The organism is Pseudomonas citronellolis (assembly GCF_029335315.1).
In the GTDB taxonomy this organism is placed as follows: domain Bacteria; phylum Pseudomonadota; class Gammaproteobacteria; order Pseudomonadales; family Pseudomonadaceae; genus Pseudomonas; species Pseudomonas citronellolis_A.
Map to the genome: position 1 here is coordinate 17737 of NZ_JARJLT010000253.1, position 17939 is coordinate 35675.

20 protein-coding genes are annotated in these 17939 nt (G+C 61.6%); 17 read left to right on the plus strand and 3 right to left on the minus strand.

What is annotated here, in order from left to right; genetic code table 11:
• Nucleotides 1–22: 22 nt before the first annotated feature.
• Genes P3W75_RS19220 through P3W75_RS19230 form a run of 3 tightly spaced genes read left to right on the plus strand, consistent with a single transcriptional unit; the run spans nucleotide 23 to nucleotide 805 of the window.
• Nucleotides 23–157 (plus strand): hypothetical protein, encoded by a 135-nt coding sequence (locus tag P3W75_RS19220; protein WP_276228896.1) that lies wholly within the window; start codon nucleotides 23–25, stop codon nucleotides 155–157.
• Nucleotides 154–522: a hypothetical protein gene (locus P3W75_RS19225; protein WP_276228897.1), complete on the plus strand. Its 369-nt coding sequence runs from the start codon at nucleotides 154–156 to the stop codon at nucleotides 520–522. Before P3W75_RS19220 ends, P3W75_RS19225 begins: the two co-directional genes overlap by 4 nt.
• On the plus strand, nucleotides 500–805 hold the full coding sequence (locus P3W75_RS19230; RefSeq protein ID WP_276228898.1) for a hypothetical protein: 306 nt from the start codon (nucleotides 500–502) through the stop codon (nucleotides 803–805). Before P3W75_RS19225 ends, P3W75_RS19230 begins: the two co-directional genes overlap by 23 nt.
• A 255-nt stretch (nucleotides 806–1060) precedes the next feature.
• Here the strand turns inward: P3W75_RS19230 and hpaA are convergent, their stop codons facing one another.
• Together hpaA and hpaR (P3W75_RS19240) are read right to left on the minus strand one after the other, a co-directional pair.
• Nucleotides 1061–1975 (minus strand): 4-hydroxyphenylacetate catabolism regulatory protein HpaA, encoded by a 915-nt coding sequence (gene hpaA, locus P3W75_RS19235; RefSeq protein WP_276228899.1) that lies wholly within the window; start codon nucleotides 1973–1975, stop codon nucleotides 1061–1063.
• An 83-nt stretch (nucleotides 1976–2058) separates the two neighbouring features.
• Nucleotides 2059–2481: a homoprotocatechuate degradation operon regulator HpaR gene (gene hpaR, locus P3W75_RS19240; protein ID WP_276228900.1), complete on the minus strand. Its 423-nt coding sequence runs from the start codon at nucleotides 2479–2481 to the stop codon at nucleotides 2059–2061.
• Nucleotides 2482–2755: 274 nt separating this feature from the next.
• Here hpaR (P3W75_RS19240) and P3W75_RS19245 point away from each other — a divergent pair, with 274 nt between their 5' ends.
• From P3W75_RS19245 to P3W75_RS19295, 11 genes are all read left to right on the plus strand, one after another.
• Nucleotides 2756–3421, plus strand: a complete 666-nt coding sequence (locus tag P3W75_RS19245; protein WP_276228901.1) for a fumarylacetoacetate hydrolase family protein — start codon at nucleotides 2756–2758, stop codon at nucleotides 3419–3421.
• Nucleotide 3422: 1 nt separating this feature from the next.
• Nucleotides 3423–4196 (plus strand): fumarylacetoacetate hydrolase family protein, encoded by a 774-nt coding sequence (locus P3W75_RS19250; RefSeq protein WP_276228902.1) that lies wholly within the window; start codon nucleotides 3423–3425, stop codon nucleotides 4194–4196.
• A gap of 2 nt (nucleotides 4197–4198) precedes the next feature.
• Nucleotides 4199–5659 (plus strand): 5-carboxymethyl-2-hydroxymuconate semialdehyde dehydrogenase, encoded by a 1461-nt coding sequence (gene hpaE / locus P3W75_RS19255; RefSeq protein ID WP_276228903.1) that lies wholly within the window; start codon nucleotides 4199–4201, stop codon nucleotides 5657–5659.
• 119 nt (nucleotides 5660–5778) lie between these two features.
• Entirely contained in the window at nucleotides 5779–6702 is a 924-nt protein-coding gene (hpaD, locus tag P3W75_RS19260) for a 3,4-dihydroxyphenylacetate 2,3-dioxygenase (RefSeq protein WP_276228904.1), read from the plus strand.
• 10 nt (nucleotides 6703–6712) lie between these two features.
• Nucleotides 6713–7105, plus strand: a complete 393-nt coding sequence (locus P3W75_RS19265; protein WP_276228905.1) for a 5-carboxymethyl-2-hydroxymuconate Delta-isomerase — start codon at nucleotides 6713–6715, stop codon at nucleotides 7103–7105.
• A gap of 44 nt (nucleotides 7106–7149) precedes the next feature.
• Nucleotides 7150–8457 carry an MFS transporter gene (locus P3W75_RS19270; protein ID WP_276228906.1) on the plus strand — a complete coding sequence of 436 codons (1308 nt, stop codon included), beginning with the start codon at nucleotides 7150–7152 and terminating at the stop codon, nucleotides 8455–8457.
• A gap of 12 nt (nucleotides 8458–8469) precedes the next feature.
• Complete coding sequence (hpaH, locus tag P3W75_RS19275; RefSeq protein WP_276228907.1) at nucleotides 8470–9273, plus strand: 2-oxo-hept-4-ene-1,7-dioate hydratase; 804 nt, start codon at nucleotides 8470–8472, stop codon at nucleotides 9271–9273.
• A gap of 63 nt (nucleotides 9274–9336) precedes the next feature.
• Nucleotides 9337–10137 carry a 4-hydroxy-2-oxoheptanedioate aldolase gene (gene hpaI, locus P3W75_RS19280; protein WP_276228908.1) on the plus strand — a complete coding sequence of 267 codons (801 nt, stop codon included), beginning with the start codon at nucleotides 9337–9339 and terminating at the stop codon, nucleotides 10135–10137.
• Nucleotides 10138–11057: 920 nt separating this feature from the next.
• Nucleotides 11058–12530 (plus strand): asparagine synthase-related protein, encoded by a 1473-nt coding sequence (locus P3W75_RS19285; RefSeq protein ID WP_276228909.1) that lies wholly within the window; start codon nucleotides 11058–11060, stop codon nucleotides 12528–12530.
• Entirely contained in the window at nucleotides 12527–13195 is a 669-nt protein-coding gene (locus P3W75_RS19290) for a lasso peptide biosynthesis B2 protein (protein ID WP_276228910.1), read from the plus strand. The genes P3W75_RS19285 and P3W75_RS19290 overlap by 4 nt, the downstream gene beginning before the upstream one ends.
• A 10-nt stretch (nucleotides 13196–13205) precedes the next feature.
• Nucleotides 13206–14873 (plus strand): ATP-binding cassette domain-containing protein, encoded by a 1668-nt coding sequence (locus tag P3W75_RS19295; protein WP_276228911.1) that lies wholly within the window; start codon nucleotides 13206–13208, stop codon nucleotides 14871–14873.
• A gap of 143 nt (nucleotides 14874–15016) precedes the next feature.
• On the opposite strand, the gene hpaR (P3W75_RS19300) is transcribed toward P3W75_RS19295, so the two are convergent.
• A complete protein-coding gene (gene hpaR / locus P3W75_RS19300) occupies nucleotides 15017–15439 on the minus strand; it encodes a homoprotocatechuate degradation operon regulator HpaR (RefSeq protein ID WP_276228912.1) in 423 nt (140 codons plus the stop codon).
• Nucleotides 15440–15559: 120 nt separating this feature from the next.
• Between hpaR (P3W75_RS19300) and P3W75_RS19305 the strand changes: the two genes are divergently transcribed.
• From P3W75_RS19305 to P3W75_RS19315, 3 genes are all read left to right on the plus strand, one after another.
• Nucleotides 15560–16000 (plus strand): GlcG/HbpS family heme-binding protein, encoded by a 441-nt coding sequence (locus P3W75_RS19305; RefSeq protein ID WP_276228913.1) that lies wholly within the window; start codon nucleotides 15560–15562, stop codon nucleotides 15998–16000.
• Between the two features lie 131 nt (nucleotides 16001–16131).
• Nucleotides 16132–17430, plus strand: a complete 1299-nt coding sequence (locus tag P3W75_RS19310; RefSeq protein WP_276228914.1) for an NAD(P)/FAD-dependent oxidoreductase — start codon at nucleotides 16132–16134, stop codon at nucleotides 17428–17430.
• 36 nt (nucleotides 17431–17466) lie between these two features.
• Nucleotides 17467–17832 carry a cupin domain-containing protein gene (locus P3W75_RS19315; protein WP_276228915.1) on the plus strand — a complete coding sequence of 122 codons (366 nt, stop codon included), beginning with the start codon at nucleotides 17467–17469 and terminating at the stop codon, nucleotides 17830–17832.
• Nucleotides 17833–17939: the final 107 nt, after the last annotated feature.

The window sequence follows — 17939 nt, forward strand, 5'->3', positions numbered from 1 at the left end:
AGGTTCTTCGAGGACTGCCACTATGTTCTGGTACATCGATGATCTGCGCCTGCCTCATTCCCCGGGCGGAGGCCTAGTGGAACGGGCCATGCACGATCGCGTCGCGCTGCTGGATGCAGCCATCCAGCCGGTTCGCGCAAAGGCGGTGTCGCCATGAATAACGCCTGGACATCGCTCTCCGATGAGCAACGCTCAGCCTTGGCCACATTCGTTCGACGGTGCGGTATGCTCGAACGCATGTTACTGGCCACCGGAATTTTCCTGGTGCTCATCCCCCTGGCCCTACTGCTGCTGCACCTCCCAGGCGACAGACCAATACCAGCACTTCTACTCGGCATCAGCGCCACAACCCTGCTCCTGATGGTCGGCCTGGTGGGCTTGCACTGCGCCTTGATGCAATCGGCGAAGCGCAAGGCGCTGGCCTGCGGAGTACCCGCCGCGCTGCTGCACACGGCCAGCATCAGGACGCACTCACTTCTGCGACGAGGTAACTCCAAACATGAGCGATTCGATCAGCGATGAGGCGCTGAAAGCACTGGTTACCGCCGGCAGCGTCCAGCACCTGCGGGTGACGCGAGGACCAGATGGTGTGGGATGGATGCTGCAAGTGCGTTTCGTCAATGGTACGCACTACGTCACGCTACGCTCGCGCCGCGAGCCCGCGCGGATCTTCCGCACCCTCGACTCGGCGGCCCGATATTGCGAGAGCCTCGGCCTGTACGAGTTCCACGCAGAACTGCGCTCGAACCCTTCGGTCACTTGCGACACGCATGGCTACAAGGGCAAATACCTCGGCGATGCATGACGGCTCCCGCGGTACTCCCGGTGTGCCCGGACCATGAGTACCCAGGGACCACAGTGATGCCCGACCGCCGCCCTGGCGATGGTGTCGGGGCGCTCGCGACGGGTGATGCATGCTGTTTCACTCCAGCGTGCGTCGTTGCGCTGCCACCCCTGCGGCCCGGCGTCCGCGAAAACGCCACGAAACGATTCACTGAACGACAGCGCAGCTGCGCGTGGGCGCGGGCTCGGGCTCGGAGCGTTGCTGCGGACGCCTCGGCTAGCGCCAGGCCTCTTCCTTGTCGTCGGCCTTGCGCTGGCGGTATTCGCCCGGCGCCATGCCGGCGTGGCGGGCGAAGAAGCGGCTGAAGTAGGCCGGGTCCTTGAAGCCGAGCTGGTAGCAGATTTCGTTCACCGAGCCGCCACCGAACAGCAGCAGGCGCCGCGCTTCCTGCATCAGCCGCTCGTGCACCAGGCGCTTGGACGGTAGCCCGGCGACGCGCCGGCAGATGTCGTTGAGGCGCGCCTCGGTGACGCCGATGCGCTCGGCGTAGGACAGCAGCGGCCAGTGCTCGGGGTAGTGCTGCTCGATCAGTTGGTTGAAACGCTGGAACAGGCGCAGGTCCTCGCGGCGCATCGGCTGCGCCTTCAGCGAGCGCGCAGAGAGGCGCAGCAGGCTGACGAAGATCAGCCGCACCAGGTCGGCCAGGGCCAGCTCGCGGCCCGGCCGCTGGCCACGGAATTCGTCGCGCAGCAGCTCGAACAGGCCATCTACCCGCGCCACCTCGCCGGCCAGGGCCTCGTCCAGGCGCTCGAAGGCCACGCACACGGGAGCGATGTCCGGGCCGGCGGCCAGGCCCTGCTCGGGGGCCAGCAGCGGCCACAGCAATTGCTGGCGCACCGTCAGCACATGGCCTTCGGCGTCGTCCTCGGTAACGAAGGCGTGGGGGATGGTCGGCGGGGTCAGGAAGAACAGCGGGCCACGGCGGTGGTAGAGCTTCTCGTCGAGGTAGACGCGCACCGAGCCGCTCTTCACGTAGTGCACCTGGAAGAAGCGGTCGTGCCGGTGCACCGGCATGTTGCGGCCGAAGAAGGCGGCCAGCTTGCCCAGTTCCTCGTAGTGCACCTCGGCCTCGGCATAGCGCAGGTCGTAGACCTGGCCGATGTCGATGTTGGGGATGGGCGTGCGGGCCATGGCGAAGCTTCTCGACGGCGGGCGCGCGCCGGGCGCGCGAATCGTGGGCGTGGCCCACTCCTACGGGGGAGGCCGGCGCGCTGTCAGGGCTTGATCTGCTTCAGCTCGTTGAGCAGGCCCAGCAGCTGCTGCAGCTTCTCCTCGCCGAACTGTTCGAGGATACGCCGGTAGTTGTTCTCCATGTCCTCGCTCATGGCCACGAAGCACTGCTGGCCCTTCTCGCTCAGGCACACCAGCACGCGACGCTGGTCGTGTTCGGACTTCCAGCGGCGCACCAGGCCGTCGCGCTCCATGCGCGCCAGCACGCCGGTCATGCTCGGCTTGAGGATGCAGGCCTGCTGGGCCAGCTGGTAGATCTCCATCTCGCCCTGCTGGCGCAGGATGCGCACGATGCGCCACTGCTGCTCGGTCAGGTCGTGCTGGTTCAGCGAGGGGCGGAAGAAGGCCATGGCGGCTTCGCGGGCCTGCAGCAGGGTGAGGGTCAGGGACGGGCGCGGGCTGGACATGTAAATCGGCTACTCGACTGATATTCGGGAAGATTTTAACCAGCATAGCCCCCTTCCAGGCAAACCCCGAATTGCGCCGCCCAGGCGCCTGGCAGCGACGATCAAGCCCCTGGCAGCGCTGATCAATCCGCGCGACCGTCGGGCTGCTCCAATGCTCCCAGCGAAGTCCGGCCCCGTCCGTGGAGGCTTGACCATAGTTAACATATTAACTATAACGCTAACATGTTAACGATCGCCGCCCCCGAGGGGCCGGCGGAATCAGGAGAAACGAGCCATGCGTCGTGCTGTCAGCGAAGCTGCGACCGGCACCCTGTTCGGCGTCGCGCTGAACTACCGGGGCCTGTTGCAGAGCCGGCTGGAGGAATTCCAGCAGCCGCCTTACCAGAAGCCGCCGGTGAAACCGGTGCTGTTCATCAAGACCCCGAACACCCGCAACGCCGACGGCGCGGCGGTGGTCTACCCCGCCGGCGTCGAACGCCTGCAGCCCGGCCCGGCGCTGGGCGTGGTGCTGGCCCGCGACGCCAGCCGGGTGAGCGCGGCGCAGGCCATGGACTACGTGGCCGGCTACGTCATCGTCAACGAATTCAGCCTGCCGGAAGACAGCTACTACCGCCCGGCGGTCAAGGCCAAGTGCCGCGACGGCTTCTGCCCGCTGGCCGGCGAAGTGGTCGGCCGCGACGAGATCGCCGACCCGCACGCCCTGCCGATCCGCCTGCTGGTCAACGGCGAAGTGCGCCAGCAGAACAGCACCGCCAACCTGGTGCGCAGCATCCCGCAGCTGATCGCCGAGATCAGCGAGTTCATGACCCTGCACGCCGGCGACGTGCTCATCACCGGCACCCCCGAGGGCCGCGTCGATGTGCAACCGGGCGACGAGGTGGTGGTGGAGATCGAAGGTCTCGGCCGCCTGGTCAATCACGTCGTGGCGGAGGAAGCCTGAAATGAAACACGCACGCATCCGCTACCAGGGCGAAGTCCACGCGGTCACCGTCGAGGCCGATAACGCCGTGCGCCTGGCCGACGGCCGCCTGCTCGGCGAGCACGAGGTGCAGTGGCTGCCGCCGGCCGAAGGGAGCATGTTCGCGCTCGGCCTGAACTACGCCGACCACGCCGCCGAGCTGGCCTTCAAGGCGCCCACCGAGCCGCTGGCGTTCATCAAGTCGAAAGGCACCTACACCGGCCACAACCAGGTCACCTGGCGCCCGGACAACGTCGCCTACATGCACTACGAGTGCGAGCTGGTGGCGGTGATCGGCAAGCCGGCGCGCAACGTCAAGCGCGCGGACGCCCTCGCCTACCTGGCCGGCTACACCGTCTGCAACGACTACGCCATCCGCGACTACCTGGAAAACTACTACCGCCCCAACCTGCGGGTGAAGAACCGCGACGCCACCACCCCGGTCGGGCCCTGGATCGTCGACGCCGCCGAGGTGCCCGATCCGTCGAAGCTGACGCTGCGCACCTGGGTCAACGGCGAGCTGAAGCAGGAGGGCAGCACCTCCGACATGATCTTCGACATCCCCTACCTGATCGAATACTTCTCCAGCTTCATGACCCTGCAGCCGGGCGACATGATCGCCACCGGCACGCCGGAGGGCCTGGCCGACGTGGTGCCGGGCGATGAAGTGGTGGTGGAAGTGGAAGGCGTCGGCCGCCTGGTCAACCGCATCGTCAGCGAAGCCGAGTTCTTCGCGTCCCGTATCAACGAGGTCTGAACGTGATCAAGCACTGGATCGACGGCCGCGAGGTCGAGAGCAAAGAAGTCTTCACCAACTACAACCCGGCCACCGGCGAGGCCATCGGCGAAGTCGCCAGCGGCGGCACCGAGGAAATCGCCCAGGCCGTCGCGGCGGCCAAGGCGGCCTTCCCGAAATGGGCCAACACCCCGGCCAAGGAACGCGCCAGGCTGATGCGCAAGCTGGGCGAGCTGATCGACGCCAACGTGCCGCACCTGGCCGAGCTGGAGACCCTCGACACCGGCCTGCCGATCCACCAGACGAAGAACGTGCTGATCCCCCGCGCCTCGCACAACTTCGAGTTCTTCGCCGAGGTCTGCACGCGCATGGACGGCCACAGCTACCCGGTGGACGACCAGATGCTCAACTACACGCTGTACCAGCCGGTGGGCGTGTGCGGCCTGGTGTCGCCGTGGAACGTGCCGTTCATGACCGCCACCTGGAAGACCGCGCCCTGCCTGGCCCTGGGCAACACCGCGGTGCTGAAGATGAGCGAGCTGTCGCCGCTGACCGCCAACGAGCTGGGCCGCCTGGCCCTGGAAGCCGGCATCCCGCCGGGCGTGCTCAACGTGGTGCAGGGCTACGGCGCCAGCGCCGGCGACGCCCTGGTGCGCCACCCGGACGTGCGCGCGATCTCCTTCACCGGCGGCACCGCCACCGGCCGCAAGATCATGCAGACCGCCGGCCTGAAGAAGTACTCCATGGAGCTGGGCGGCAAGTCGCCGGTGCTGATCTTCGGCGACGCCGACCTCGACCGCGCCCTCGACGCCGCGCTGTTCACCATCTTCTCGCTGAACGGCGAGCGCTGCACCGCCGGTAGCCGTATCTTCATCCAGGAGACGGTCTACGAGCGCTTCGTCGAGGAGTTCGCCGCCCGCGCCAGGCGCCTGATCGTCGGCGACCCGCAGGACCCGAAGACCCAGGTCGGCTCGATGATCACCCAGGCCCACTACGACAAGGTCACCGGCTACATCCGCATCGGCATGGAAGAAGGCGCACGCCTGCTCGCCGGCGGCCTGGAACGCCCGGCCAACCTGCCGGCGCACCTCGCCCGCGGGCAGTTCATCCAGCCCACGGTGTTCGCCGACGTGGACAACCGCATGCGCATCGCCCAGGAAGAAATCTTCGGCCCGGTGGTGTGCCTGATGAAGTTCAAGGACGAGGCCGAGGCGCTGCGCCTGGCCAACGACACCGAATACGGCCTGGCCTCGTACATCTGGACCCAGGACATCGGCAAGGCCCATCGCCTGGCGCGCGGGATCGAGGCGGGCATGGTATTCATCAACAGCCAGAACGTCCGCGACCTGCGCCAGCCGTTCGGCGGCGTGAAGGGCTCGGGCACCGGCCGCGAGGGCGGCGAATACAGCTTCGAGGTGTTCGCCGAGATCAAGAACGTATGCATATCCATGGGCAGCCACCACATTCCCCGCTGGGGGGTGTAAGGCGCGGCCCGATGAGAGCGGCCCGCGAGGCCGCCTGCATCGCCGGCGTGCAGCCAATAACCACAAGAATCCGGGCGTTCCATCGCCGATGCGCGGCGCCCCGCACCAGGAGAACCACCATGGGCAAACTCGCTCTGGCTGCCAAGATCACCCACGTTCCCTCGCTGTACCTGTCCGAACTCCCCGGCCCGCGCCAGGGCTGCCGCCAGGCGGCGATCGACGGCCACCGGGAGATCGGCCGCCGCTGCCGCGAACTGGGGGTGGACACCATAGTCGTGTTCGACACCCACTGGCTGGTCAACGCCGGCTACCACATCAACTGCGCGCCGCACTTCCAGGGGCTGTACACCAGCAACGAGCTGCCGCATTTCATCGCCAACATGGAGTACGAGTTCCCCGGCAACCCGGAGCTCGGCCGCATCCTGGCCAAGGGCTGCAACGACCTGGGCGTGGAGGTGCTGGCCCACGACGCCACCACCCTCGGCCCGGAGTACGGCACCCTGGTGCCGATGCGCTACATGAACGCCGACCGCCACTTCAAGGTGATCTCGGTCTCGGCGCTGTGCACCGTGCACTACCTCAACGACAGCGCGCGCCTGGGCTGGGCCATGCGCAAGGCGGTGGAAGAGCACTACGACGGCACCGTGGCGTTCTTCGCCAGCGGCTCGCTGACCCACCGCTTCGCCCAGAACGGCCAGGCCCCGGACTTCGCCGACAAGGTCTGGAGCCCGTTCCTGGAAACCCTCGACCACCAGGTGGTGGAGATGTGGCAGCGCGGCGACTGGCAGACTTTCTGCGGCATGCTCCCGGAATACGCCGCCAAGGGCCACGGCGAAGGCTTCATGCACGACACCGCGATGCTCCTGGGCGCGCTCGGCTGGTCCGACTACGACGGCCAGGGCGAAGTGGTGACGCCCTACTTCGGTTCCTCCGGCACCGGGCAGATCAACGTGGTGTTCCCGGTCACCCCGCAGGACGGCTCGGCGATCCCCGCCGCGCAGGCCTCCAACCCCGCCGGCAATCCGTCCGGCAGCCGCCTCTGAGGACCGCGCCATGCCGCACTTCATCGCCGAATACACCCACAACATCGCCGAGGAAGCCGACCTGCCCGGCCTGTTCGAGAAGGTCCACGCCTGCCTCGGCGCCAGCGGCGTATTCCCGCTGGGCGGCATCCGCAGCCGCGCCGTGCGCCTGGACACCTGGCGCATGGCCGACGGCGCGCACGACTACGCCTTCGTCCACATGACCCTGAAGGTGGGCGCCGGGCGCGACCTGGAGACCCGCCGCCAGGTCGCCGACGCGCTGTTCGAGGTGATCACCGCGCACTTCGCCGTGCTCCAGGCCCATCGCCTGCTGGCGTTGTCCTTCGAGATGAGCGAGCTGAACGCCGAGCTCAACTACAAGCGGAACAACGTCCACGCCTTCCTCCAGGGCCAGGCGGGCTGAAGCCCGCCGTCCCTCCCGGCCACTCGCAGAACAAAGACAAGACCATGAGCACCGCCACTCCCGTTACCGCTGCCACCCCGCCGGCCAGCGCCGACGCCACGCACCTGCGAGTCGTCTGGCGGCTGATGCCGCTGCTGCTGGTGTGCTACGTGTTCGCCCACCTGGACCGTATCAACATCGGCTTCGCCAAGCTGCAGATGAGCGCCGACCTGCACTTCAGCGACACCGTCTACGGCCTCGGCGCCGGGCTGTTCTTCGTCGCCTACGCGCTGTTCGGCGTGCCCAGCAACCTGATGCTGGAGCGCGTCGGCCCGCGCCGCTGGATCGCCTTCCTGATGGTGACCTGGGGCCTGCTGTCGACCGCCATGCTGCTGGTGCAGAGCGCGGCCGGCTTCTACACGCTGCGCCTGCTGCTGGGGGTCGCCGAAGCCGGCTTCTTCCCCGGCATCCTGGTGTTCCTCAACCGCTGGTTCCCGGCGCGCCGCCGCGCCGGGGTCACCGCGCTGTTCGCCATCGCCGTGCCCATGGCCGGGGTGATCGGCGGGCCGCTGTCCGGTGGCATCCTCGAAGGCTTCCACGACTTCCTCGGGCTGCGCGGCTGGCAGTGGATGTTCCTCATCGAGGGCCTGCCGGTGGTGCTGCTCGGCCTGCTGGTCTGGCGCTGCCTGCCGGAAAGCTTCGAGCGCGTGGCCTGGCTCAGCGACGCGCAGAAGGCCAGCCTGCGCGAGGAAATGCGCGGCGAGGAACAGCGCAAGCAGATCACCTCCTTCGCCGGCATCTTCCGCGACCGCCAGGTGTGGCTGCTGGTGGCCATCTACTTCGCGGTGATGCTGGCGGTGAACACCCTGGCGTTCTGGATGCCCAGCCTGATCCACGGCGCCGGCATCGGCTCCGACGGCCGCGTCGGCCTGCTCAGCGCCCTGCCCTACCTGGCCGGCTGCGTGTTCATGATCGCCCTCGGGCGCTCCTCCGACCGCCATCGCGAACGCCGCTGGCACCTCGCCGTGCCGCTGCTGCTGGCCGCCGCCGGCCTGGCGCTGACCGGCCTGCAGCCGGGCAACGCGGTGCTGGTGCTCGCCGGCCTGGTGCTCGCCGGGATGGGTGCCAGCGCCGCCCTGCCGATGTTCTGGCAACTGCCGCCGGCCTTCCTCGGCGACCGCGCCCAGGCCGCCGGCATCGCCCTGATCAGCTCCTTCGGCAGCGTCGCCGCCTTCGCCGCGCCCTACTTCATCGGCTGGATGCGCGACACCACCCACAGCGCCAGCCTGGCCCTGTTCCTCCTGGCCATCCTCATCGCCCTCGGCGCCGCCCTGGTCCTGCGCACCCCGGCCGCCGTGGTCAACCCCCGCTAAAGAGAGACCGCCATGCTCGACTCGACCCTCATCCAGCAAGCCGCCGCCCGCCTCGACGCCGCCGAGCGCTCGCGCCAGCAGGTGCGGCAGTTCTCCCTCGACTATCCGGACATCGCCATCGAGGACGCCTACGCCATCCAGCGCGCCTGGGTGGCGCAGAAGATCGCCGACGGCCGCGTGCTCAAGGGCCACAAGATCGGCCTGACCTCGCGCGCCATGCAGGTCTCATCGAACATCACCGAGCCGGACTACGGCGCGCTGCTGGACGACATGTTCTTCGACGAAGGCAGCGACATTCCCTTCGAGCGCTTCATCGTGCCGCGCGTGGAAGTGGAGCTGGCGTTCATCCTCGGCAAGCCGCTGAAGGGCCCGAACGTCACCCTGTTCGATGTGCTGGACGCCACCGAATGGGTGATCCCGGCGCTGGAGATCATCGACGCGCGCATCCAGCAGCTGGACCCGCAGACCGGCGTCACCCGCAAGGTCTTCGACACCATCTCCGACAACGCCGCCAACGCCGGGGTGGTCATGGGCGGGCGCGCCGTGCGGCCGACCGACATCGACCTGCGCCGGGTGCCGGCGATCCTCTACCGCAACGGCGTGATCGAGGAGTCCGGGGTTTCCGCCGCGGTGCTCAACCACCCGGCCAAGGGCGTGGCCTGGCTGGCCAACAAGCTGGCGCCCTACGACGTCACCCTGGAGGCCGGCCAGGTGATCCTCGGCGGCTCCTTCACCCGCCCGGTGGCGGCGGCCCCCGGCGACACCTTCCACGTCGACTACGACCAGCTCGGCAGCATTTCCTGCCGTTTCGTCTGAGCCATCCCTTGTAGGAGCGAGCTTGCTCGCGAACCACCCACAGGCCCGCTCCGAGGTATACCCATGCACGTGCCCATCAACACCTTCAAGCAACGCCTGCAGTCCGGCGAGGCGCAGATCGGCCTCTGGCTCGGCCTGGCCGACCCCTACTGCGCGGAGCTGGCGGCCAACGCCGGCTTCGACTGGCTGCTGATCGACGGCGAACACGCGCCCAACGACCTGCGCAGCCTGCTCGGCCAGTTGCAGGCGGTGGCGCCCTACCCGGCGCAGCCGATCATCCGCCCGGTACTCGGCGACGCCGCACTGATCAAGCAGCTGCTCGACATCGGCGCGCAGACCCTGCTGGTGCCCATGGTCGACAGCGCCGAACAGGCCGCCGGGCTGGTGCGCGCCATGCGCTACCCGCCGTTCGGCGTGCGCGGCGTGGGCAGCGCCCTGGCGCGCGCGTCGCGCTGGAACGGCATCCCCGGCTACCTCGACGAAGCCGACGCGCAGATGTGCCTGCTGGTGCAGGTGGAGAACCTCGAAGGCCTGGCCAACCTCGATGCCATCGCCGCAGTGGACGGCGTCGACGGCGTGTTCATCGGCCCGGCCGACCTCAGCGCGGCCATGGGCCATCGGGGCAACCCCGGCCACCCCGAGGTGCAGGCCGCCATCGAGGACGCCATCGCCCGCGTCCGCCGCGCCGGCAAGGCCGCCGGCATCCTCAGCGCCGACGAGAAGCTGGCGCGGCGCTACCTGGAACTGGGCGCGAAGTTCGTCGCCGTGGGCGTGGACACCAGCCTGCTGATGCGCTCGCTGCGCGATCTGGCCGGGCGCTTCAAGGGCGGCGCCCAAGTCTCCTCCGCTTCGTCGGTGTATTGAAGCACGCGCCACCGAGCCACTGCATATCTATAAGCCCCGGCGAGCAGTCCACCATTGTGGTGATCGAAGAGAGTGCCTACCCGGGCGTGGCCCTCTCCCCTATAGGGGAATGCTGCCCGGCGGCTACCTACTTGCGGAATTGAAGGACACTGCGTCGTCGGTAAATTTAGTGGTCTGGTATTTGCCCTCCCATCGCTCCGCCTTGGTGAGTTCAATAAGAATCCACCTCCAGACCAGCACCTTGCCCTTGGTCGGCCTTCGCGAGAATTGCTTCGGCCTGCGCCTGAATATGCGCCTGAGTAACCGGAATCGGCGCCTGCGCAGAGGTCCTGCTGGCGGGTGTCGGGTCCGCGTCGCCACCTCGACCTTCATACGTTTCTCGACGGAATGTTCGTGGGCGCCGTTGCATTCGAAGCGCTTCACTTGCATGCCATCCACCAATATCGGGCTCAAGATGACGGTCTTGATGACGGCAGCGAATTGTGCGCGGATCTGTACTGGTGCTGGTGAACCTCACTAGATCACCCATTCCGCCCTTAGCTCTCTAGATAGCCTCTTTGCCTGATCCCCCCCGCGACGTATCAGAGAAATTCATTTCGAGAATTTTCCTACGCACAAACAGACAAAGCCTTATACGCCAATGAGAATCATTACCACTGATAGATATTCATAAACTTAGATACTGAGAATGCGTCCATTAGGGCGTTCAATCTTATACGTTGGAGGTAGAGATGAAAACTCGTAAAACTCAACTGAAAAAAACTTCTATCGTCGCCATAAAAGCTTCCCTTGCAACCAAAGGAAATCCTGGTGGGGTATTCCTAGAGGGAACTTTCTTTGTGCGTAAGTAAACGCGCTTAAATGTAAAAAAGACGGGCCCTTTTAAGGGTCCGTTCTTTTATAGCGCAAGGACGAAAGCAATGAAGATCACAGTTAGCGGACTAAAAGTCAGAGTAGAAAACACAGACTCAACAAAAATTACTCATGTCAACTCAGATCTTCCACTAAAACATGAAATTGAGATATCAAATAAAAACAAAATCCTAGAAATAAAAAACCCAGCAGAGCATGCAACGGAAATTTATATAGGATTATCCACGGATGAAGTAAAAGTATCTAGCGGATTTCTAGACGTAGTTGCAATTCCGCTAAAAATTTCTTTAGATAAAGTTATTTCGTTTCTATCTGGAAACAAGAGCATTGGCGACTCTATATGGGAGGGCGTCTACGTTCTGGGACCGGGTCTAAGCGCATCCATAGGCGGCGAAAGAAACATTTCATTCAAAGAAAGGCCATGGACTTGCCGCCATGAAGATCCAGCCGAGCTCCTAATCGAGTTGATTTCAAGAAAAACCAAAGGCAAAAATATTGTCGTACGCTTTTCGGGGGGACTTGAGTCAACTTCAATACTCGCGGCCTGCTGCGAAATCTCTTCGCCAGAAGAGATCCTAGCCATCACATGGAAGTCAAAGGACGACACTGCCAGCTCGGATGTCGAGGAAGCTACAAAAATTGCAAATAAGTTAGGCGTCAGGCACAGAGTCCTCTCGATTGATGAGTCACGTTTGTTCTGCCCAGTACGCCCGTGGAGCCTCTCTGCCTATCCAAACACCTCCCTCGGATTTTGCAACTTCCTACAAGATATTGATACTTATGCTTCGTCCAAAGTCGACTCTAATCGAGATACGATAACCCTCGACGGCCACGGAGGGGACCACATTTTTTGGGAGTATGTAGAACCTCATATGCTGAGAGAGTGCCTCGGAAAGGGTTTTCTCAAGATGGCAAATAACTATTGCGACCTTTATGCAAAAAATTTCTTTGAAATATTAAAGGGAATAATAGCAGGCGAGATATCAAGTCAGAACAAGTATCTAGAGAGGAAATACAGGAGAAGCCCCACCATAACTAAGCGACTCTCTAGCACCAAAAATTTTAGGCGAGAACGAATTCGCATACTGCTCGACGAAATAGCATCTCCTCCACCCTCTAAAAACCTAGAGGTATTCTATCCATTTGCAACCCCTGCAATGATTGAGTGTTCACTTGGATTCAAAGTCTCAGAACTTTTTGACTCACAAAACTCGAGACTCCCTTTGCGCAAATCCGCACATATAAAATTCGGCAAAGACTTGTACACAAGAGTAGGGAAAGGTGTGGTAACAAGCGCTTATCAGCGCGCACTAGGGCAGCAAAAAGAGAGACTAATTACTCTTGTACGAAATGGATTTTGTGCATCCAACAACCTAATAGACATTCATGAGTTCGAGCGTAGCTATCAAATGTCATTAATGGGCCTCAATGGAATAGATTATGAACTATTCAAAATAATAATTCTTGAACTCCTTATAACGCATACCAAGGATGCCTTGGCCATGAGGAATAAATCATGAAATTTTCCAAATTCGCCCACCACATCGTCATTGAAGACGAGATGATCATACTCGACGAACGAACCGATCAATATCTTATCTTTGACAAACTCCAGACATCTGAAATCTGCCGAAACCTTAGGTCTTCCGATGCCTCCGGCGAGGAGTCGCCAGAGATATTAGAGCTTCTCGAGAAGAAAGTATTAATTAAACCCGGAATACAAGAAATAAATAAAGCATCTGGAAAACTTAAAGTCGACATTCATGAATGGACGTCAGCCTTCAAGCTTGAATATATATCCAGTAAGATTCGAAAACCATTCAAGACCTGGTTAACCTTAATACTGGTTTGCTTAACACTTAAATTTCTTGGCCTCCATAGATCCTTAAACAAACTTCGCCACAAGAAACGAAAAAACTCTCAACCAATAAAAAAACCGGGGCGAGCCATTGAAATCTCATCAACAATAAAGCACGTCGCAAAGTATATCCCATTTGAAGTCACCTGCTTACAGCATGCTCTTGCTCTATTTTGGGCCGGCCACAATGAAAAATTAGAACTGCAACTATATATCGGAGTAAAGAATTACGATTTTTTAGCGCATGCCTGGATCGAAGAAAGCGGCGTAATAATTGGTGACCGCCCGGATCTGTCCAAACTCCTGAACGTAATCATGAAAATATAATGAGGCACGCATGGACTCCATAAGAAATCAGTACATAGAACCTTATATAAAAGCGCTAAATATAACAAAATCAATATACTCAAATTTCCGTCGTGACTTTTTCTTGGTCAGCCTATTCTTGATTTTACTTGCCGGTCTGTCTTCTCTAGCACCTCTACTCCTAAAAAAAGCTTCCGACATGCTGACTTATTCATCCACAACCACAACCTCTATTATTTATATTACAGTCGGGGCATATGCATTAACCTGGACACTTTCAAAAATCTTTGAATGGATAAAAGTTATTGCTACAACCTACATTACCGTACGTTGCGACTCGGCCTTTTACAGATCCCTATTTGATTGCTACTTAAACCTTCCATTCTCCGAACAGAGGAAAATTCAGAAAGGCGAAATCATCGCTGACTTTGACCGATCCATGTCAAGCTTCGGGCATATAAATCAAACTATATTCTGGACACTCTCCCCATTACTGATAGAAATGCTATTTGTATTCTTGATTCTTTGGCGAGAAACCAATCTTGCCTTCTCGACTTTATTTTTGGTATCTATAGGCATATTACTTCTTATAGCCTACCAGATTACACAGAAAACAGAGGGCGTGCAGCTAAGGTGCTTCGAGGCGACAAACAATCTAACAAATTTTCTAGTCGAAAGAATTGACTCAGCATACGAAATAAAGACCAACACAACCAAAAACAAAGAATCGAAAAATCTTTTACCATTTATAGAGTCTTATGCTGACGCAGTATTTTCAGCAAACAAAAAAATGGCCATCTTTCTAAGCCTCCAAGCATCGGCGATCGGCCTCGTCCTTGCGTCATCAACTTTGTTCTCTACCCACTCCGTGATGAAAGGCGACTTTAAAGTTGGAGATTTCGTCATGATTATCTCATACGTTGCCCAACTCACCGCACCATTTGCCATTATTGCCAGCTCCCTAGTAGGTTTAAAACGCGACTATCTCGCACTAGGTGAAGGCCTAAAGTACTATGATATTTATTCACCCCCAAAAACGGCAATCAACACACCAAACAAAACCCCAACTGTATTTAAAGTAAATAACTTCATCTTCTCAACTGAAAAAAAGACAACATTCAGCATTGATCATGGAAAAACCTATGTAATTACAGGCCCTTCAGGCCTAGGAAAAACAACCCTAATCAATGCAATGCTTAGCCTCAAAACTGACTACAAAGGCAGCATTGACTTTTTCGGGGAGAATGTTCGAAATCTTACATCAGAAAATATTCTCGAACGAGTCGCAGTGGTACCTCAGCACCCATTTATATTCTCTGGAACCATTCGTGAAAATATCCTGTACGGTGCAACTGAACACTATATGGATGAAGAGCTTGAACGAATACTAAAAGCCCTTAATCTATACATTGGAGAGCCATCCCCTCTTGATATCCATGTCGGCGGTGAACATCGCCAGACTTCGGGTGGCGAGCGACAAAGAATTTCAATTGCAAGGGCAGTATTGAGGAAGAAAGATATAATAATTCTCGACGAACCCACTTCCGCATTGGACCTCGAGCTAGAGATTAAAGTATTGAATTTCATTAAGGAAAATTCAAACACACTAATAATAGTCAGTCATCGCGAAGCTGCCATGGAATTTGCAGACGAGATAGTGAACTTGAGTAAAGAGAGCGCGATCACACCAATTACATAAGAATTTTCGTTAACATGACGGGCCCTCTTGTGATGTCCACTTACACAACTGTTATTTCTCTTATCCTTTGCCCTGGCTTCGCCGGGCGCTTCAAGGCCGCGCCCGCGCCGAGCGCCCCGTCGGTCTACTGACGGCTCGCGGCCTCAGGGCCGCAGCCCCTTCAGCTCATGCAACAGCGCCAGCAGGCGCTCCACCTTGTCCTCCCCCAGGCGCTCCTCGATGGTCCGGTAGTTGGCCTCCATGCGCCCGCGCATCGACGCGAAGCAGTCCTCCCCCGGCGGCGCCAGGCTGACCAGGCTGCGGCGCTGGTCGCAGGGGTCGCGGCGGCGCAGCACCAGGCCGTCGCGCTCCAGGCGCGCGAGCACGCCGCACAGGCTCGGCGAAAGGATGCAGGCCAGCGGTGCCAGCTGCCCGCTCTCCAGCTCGCCGTGCTGGCGCAGCAGGCGGATCACCCGCCACTGCTGCTCGGTCAAGCCGTGCTGCAGCAGGTGCGGGCGGAAGAAGCGCATGGCCGCTTCGCGGGCCTGCAGCAGGGAAAGGGTCAGGGAGGGTGGGGAGTGCGGCATGGGCGAGTCGCCTGGCAAGGATTTTCCTCGCTATTGAAAAGCCCCACCCCGCATCGGTCATGATCCTGCCTGCCAGGGGCGCTGCCCCGGCATGCCACCTTCCCACTCGGAGTACCCTCGATGTCCGCATTCGTCCGCCAGCAGGCGCAAATAACCCTGAACCTCGCCACCCAGGCCATGCAGGCCGCGCTCGGCCGCGCCGAGGAGCTGGGCCTGCGCCTCAGCATCGCGGTGGTCGACGCCAGCGGCCTGCCGGTGCTCACCGCGCACATGGACGGCGCCGCCCAGCCGTGCCGCGAGATCGCCCTGAAGAAAGCCGGTACCGCCGCCGCCTTCGACAAGCCCACCGGCGCCTGGCAGGCCTACCTGGAACAGAGCGCGCCCACCGTGCGCCACGGCCTGCCATTGCAGACCGGGCTGGTGCTGTTCGGCGGCGGCGAGCCGCTGCGCCTGGGCGAGGTGGTGATCGGCGCGATCGGCGTCTCCGGCGCCTCCGAGGCCCAGGACATGCTCTGCGCCCAGGCCGCCGTCGAGCGCGTGCGCCACCTGCTGGCCGACTGAGCCGCCGCTGTCAGCCCGGGACAAGCGGCCGGGCAGCCAGGGTCAAGACAGCCACCGTCGCCGCGGCCCCTAATAGGGCCATCCGCGCGGCGCCGGCCGCGCTCCATTGAACCCGGTTCCAGGCTGCAGTCATGATCAATATCGAGACCCCCACCTACTACACCGCGACCAAGAAATACGACCTGTCCTTCCCCTCCCTGGAGGCGGACCTGGAGGCCGACGTGGTCGTGATCGGCGGCGGCTTCTCCGGCATCAACACCGCCCTGGAGCTGGCCGAGAAAGGCATCACCAACATCGTCGTGCTGGAGGCGCGCTACCTCGGCTTCGGCGGCACCGGGCGCAACGGCGGGCAGATCATGGCCGGCATCGGCCACGACCTGGAAAAGATCCGCAAGGACGTCGGCGAGGACGGCCTGCGGCAGATCTTCGAGATCAGCGACCTGGGCGCCGACATCATCAAGGGCCGCATCGAGAAGTACGGCATCGACGCCGACTTCTGCCACGGCTACGGCTACATGGGCTTCAACGCCCGCCAGGCGAAGACCCTGCGAGCCTGGGAAAAGGAGTTCAAGTCGCTCAACTCGCGCCACGAGATCCGCTACCTGGACGGCTCCGAAGTGCGCCAGATCATCGGCTCCGACGCCTACTCCAGCGCCCTGCTGCACATGGGCGGCGGCCACGTGCACTCGCTCAACCTGCTGCTCGGCGAGGCCAAGGCGCTGGCCAGCCACGGGGTGAAGATCTTCGAGTACAGCCCGGCGCTGGACGTGCAATACGGCGAGCGCATCACCGTGCGCACCGCCAAGGGTTCGGTGAAGGCGGGCAAGCTGCTCTGGGCCTGCGACAGCTTCCTCAACAAGCTGGAGCCGGAGCTGCACAAGAGCACCATCAACACCTACGCCTTCCAGATGATGACCGAGCCGCTGTCGGACGAACTGATCCAGCGCATCAGCCCGATCCGTGGCGCCTACAGCGACATCCGCCCGGTCATCGACTACTACCGGGTGACCAACGAAAACCGCCTGCTGTTCGGCGCCGCCACCCCGTTCATCGAGCACATCCCGCGCGACCTCAAGGCCTGGAACCGGGCGCTGATGCTGAAGATCTTCCCCTACCTGGAAAACGTGAAGATCGACCTCGCCTGGGGCGGGCCGATGGCCTGCAGCCCCAACCTGTTCCCGCAGATCGGCGCCCTCCCCGGCCGCCCCAACGCCTTCTTCGTGCAGGGCTACTCCGGCTTCGGCGTCACCCCCAGCCACATCATCTGCAAGGTACTGGCCGAGGGCATGAGCGAAGGCTCGGCGCGCTACGACCTGATCAGCTCGGTGCGGCGCATCCGCGTCCACGGCAAGGACCAGGTGCGCCCGCTGCTGCTCAGCGGAGCCAAGACCTGGCACCAGGTATCCGGCTTCTGGAACGGCCGCCGCTGATTCCCCCTTTTCCCTCACTTGCACAGGAGCAAGCACATGGCACTCACCCCCATCAAGCAAGGCATCACCCTCGACGAACTGGACGCCTGGGGCACCGTGGCCGACCTCGGCTCGGAAATCCTCGAAGGCGAGGTCCGCGCCTTCGGCAAGATGACCGCCGGCGCGCCGACCGACCCGGTCAGCGCCGCCTATTTCGGCACCACCGGCGGCAAGTTCCGCATGACCTACCCGTTCAACGAGCAGGCCACGGTGGTCAGCGGCGAGGTGCGCCTGACCGACGAATCCACCGGTCACAGCCAGACCTACAAGGCCGGCGACACCTGGTTCGTCACCAAGGGCACCCCGGTGCTCTGGGAAGTGCCGGGCGAGGGCTTCGTGAAGCATTACTACGCGGTGGTGTGAGGTCGGGTTCGAGAGCTTGAAGAGCCCCTCTCCCTAACCCTCGGCTACGCGCCCCGCCCTGAAGGGAGAGGGGACTGTCCTCTGCCAGTCGAGGCATCAGCGCACAC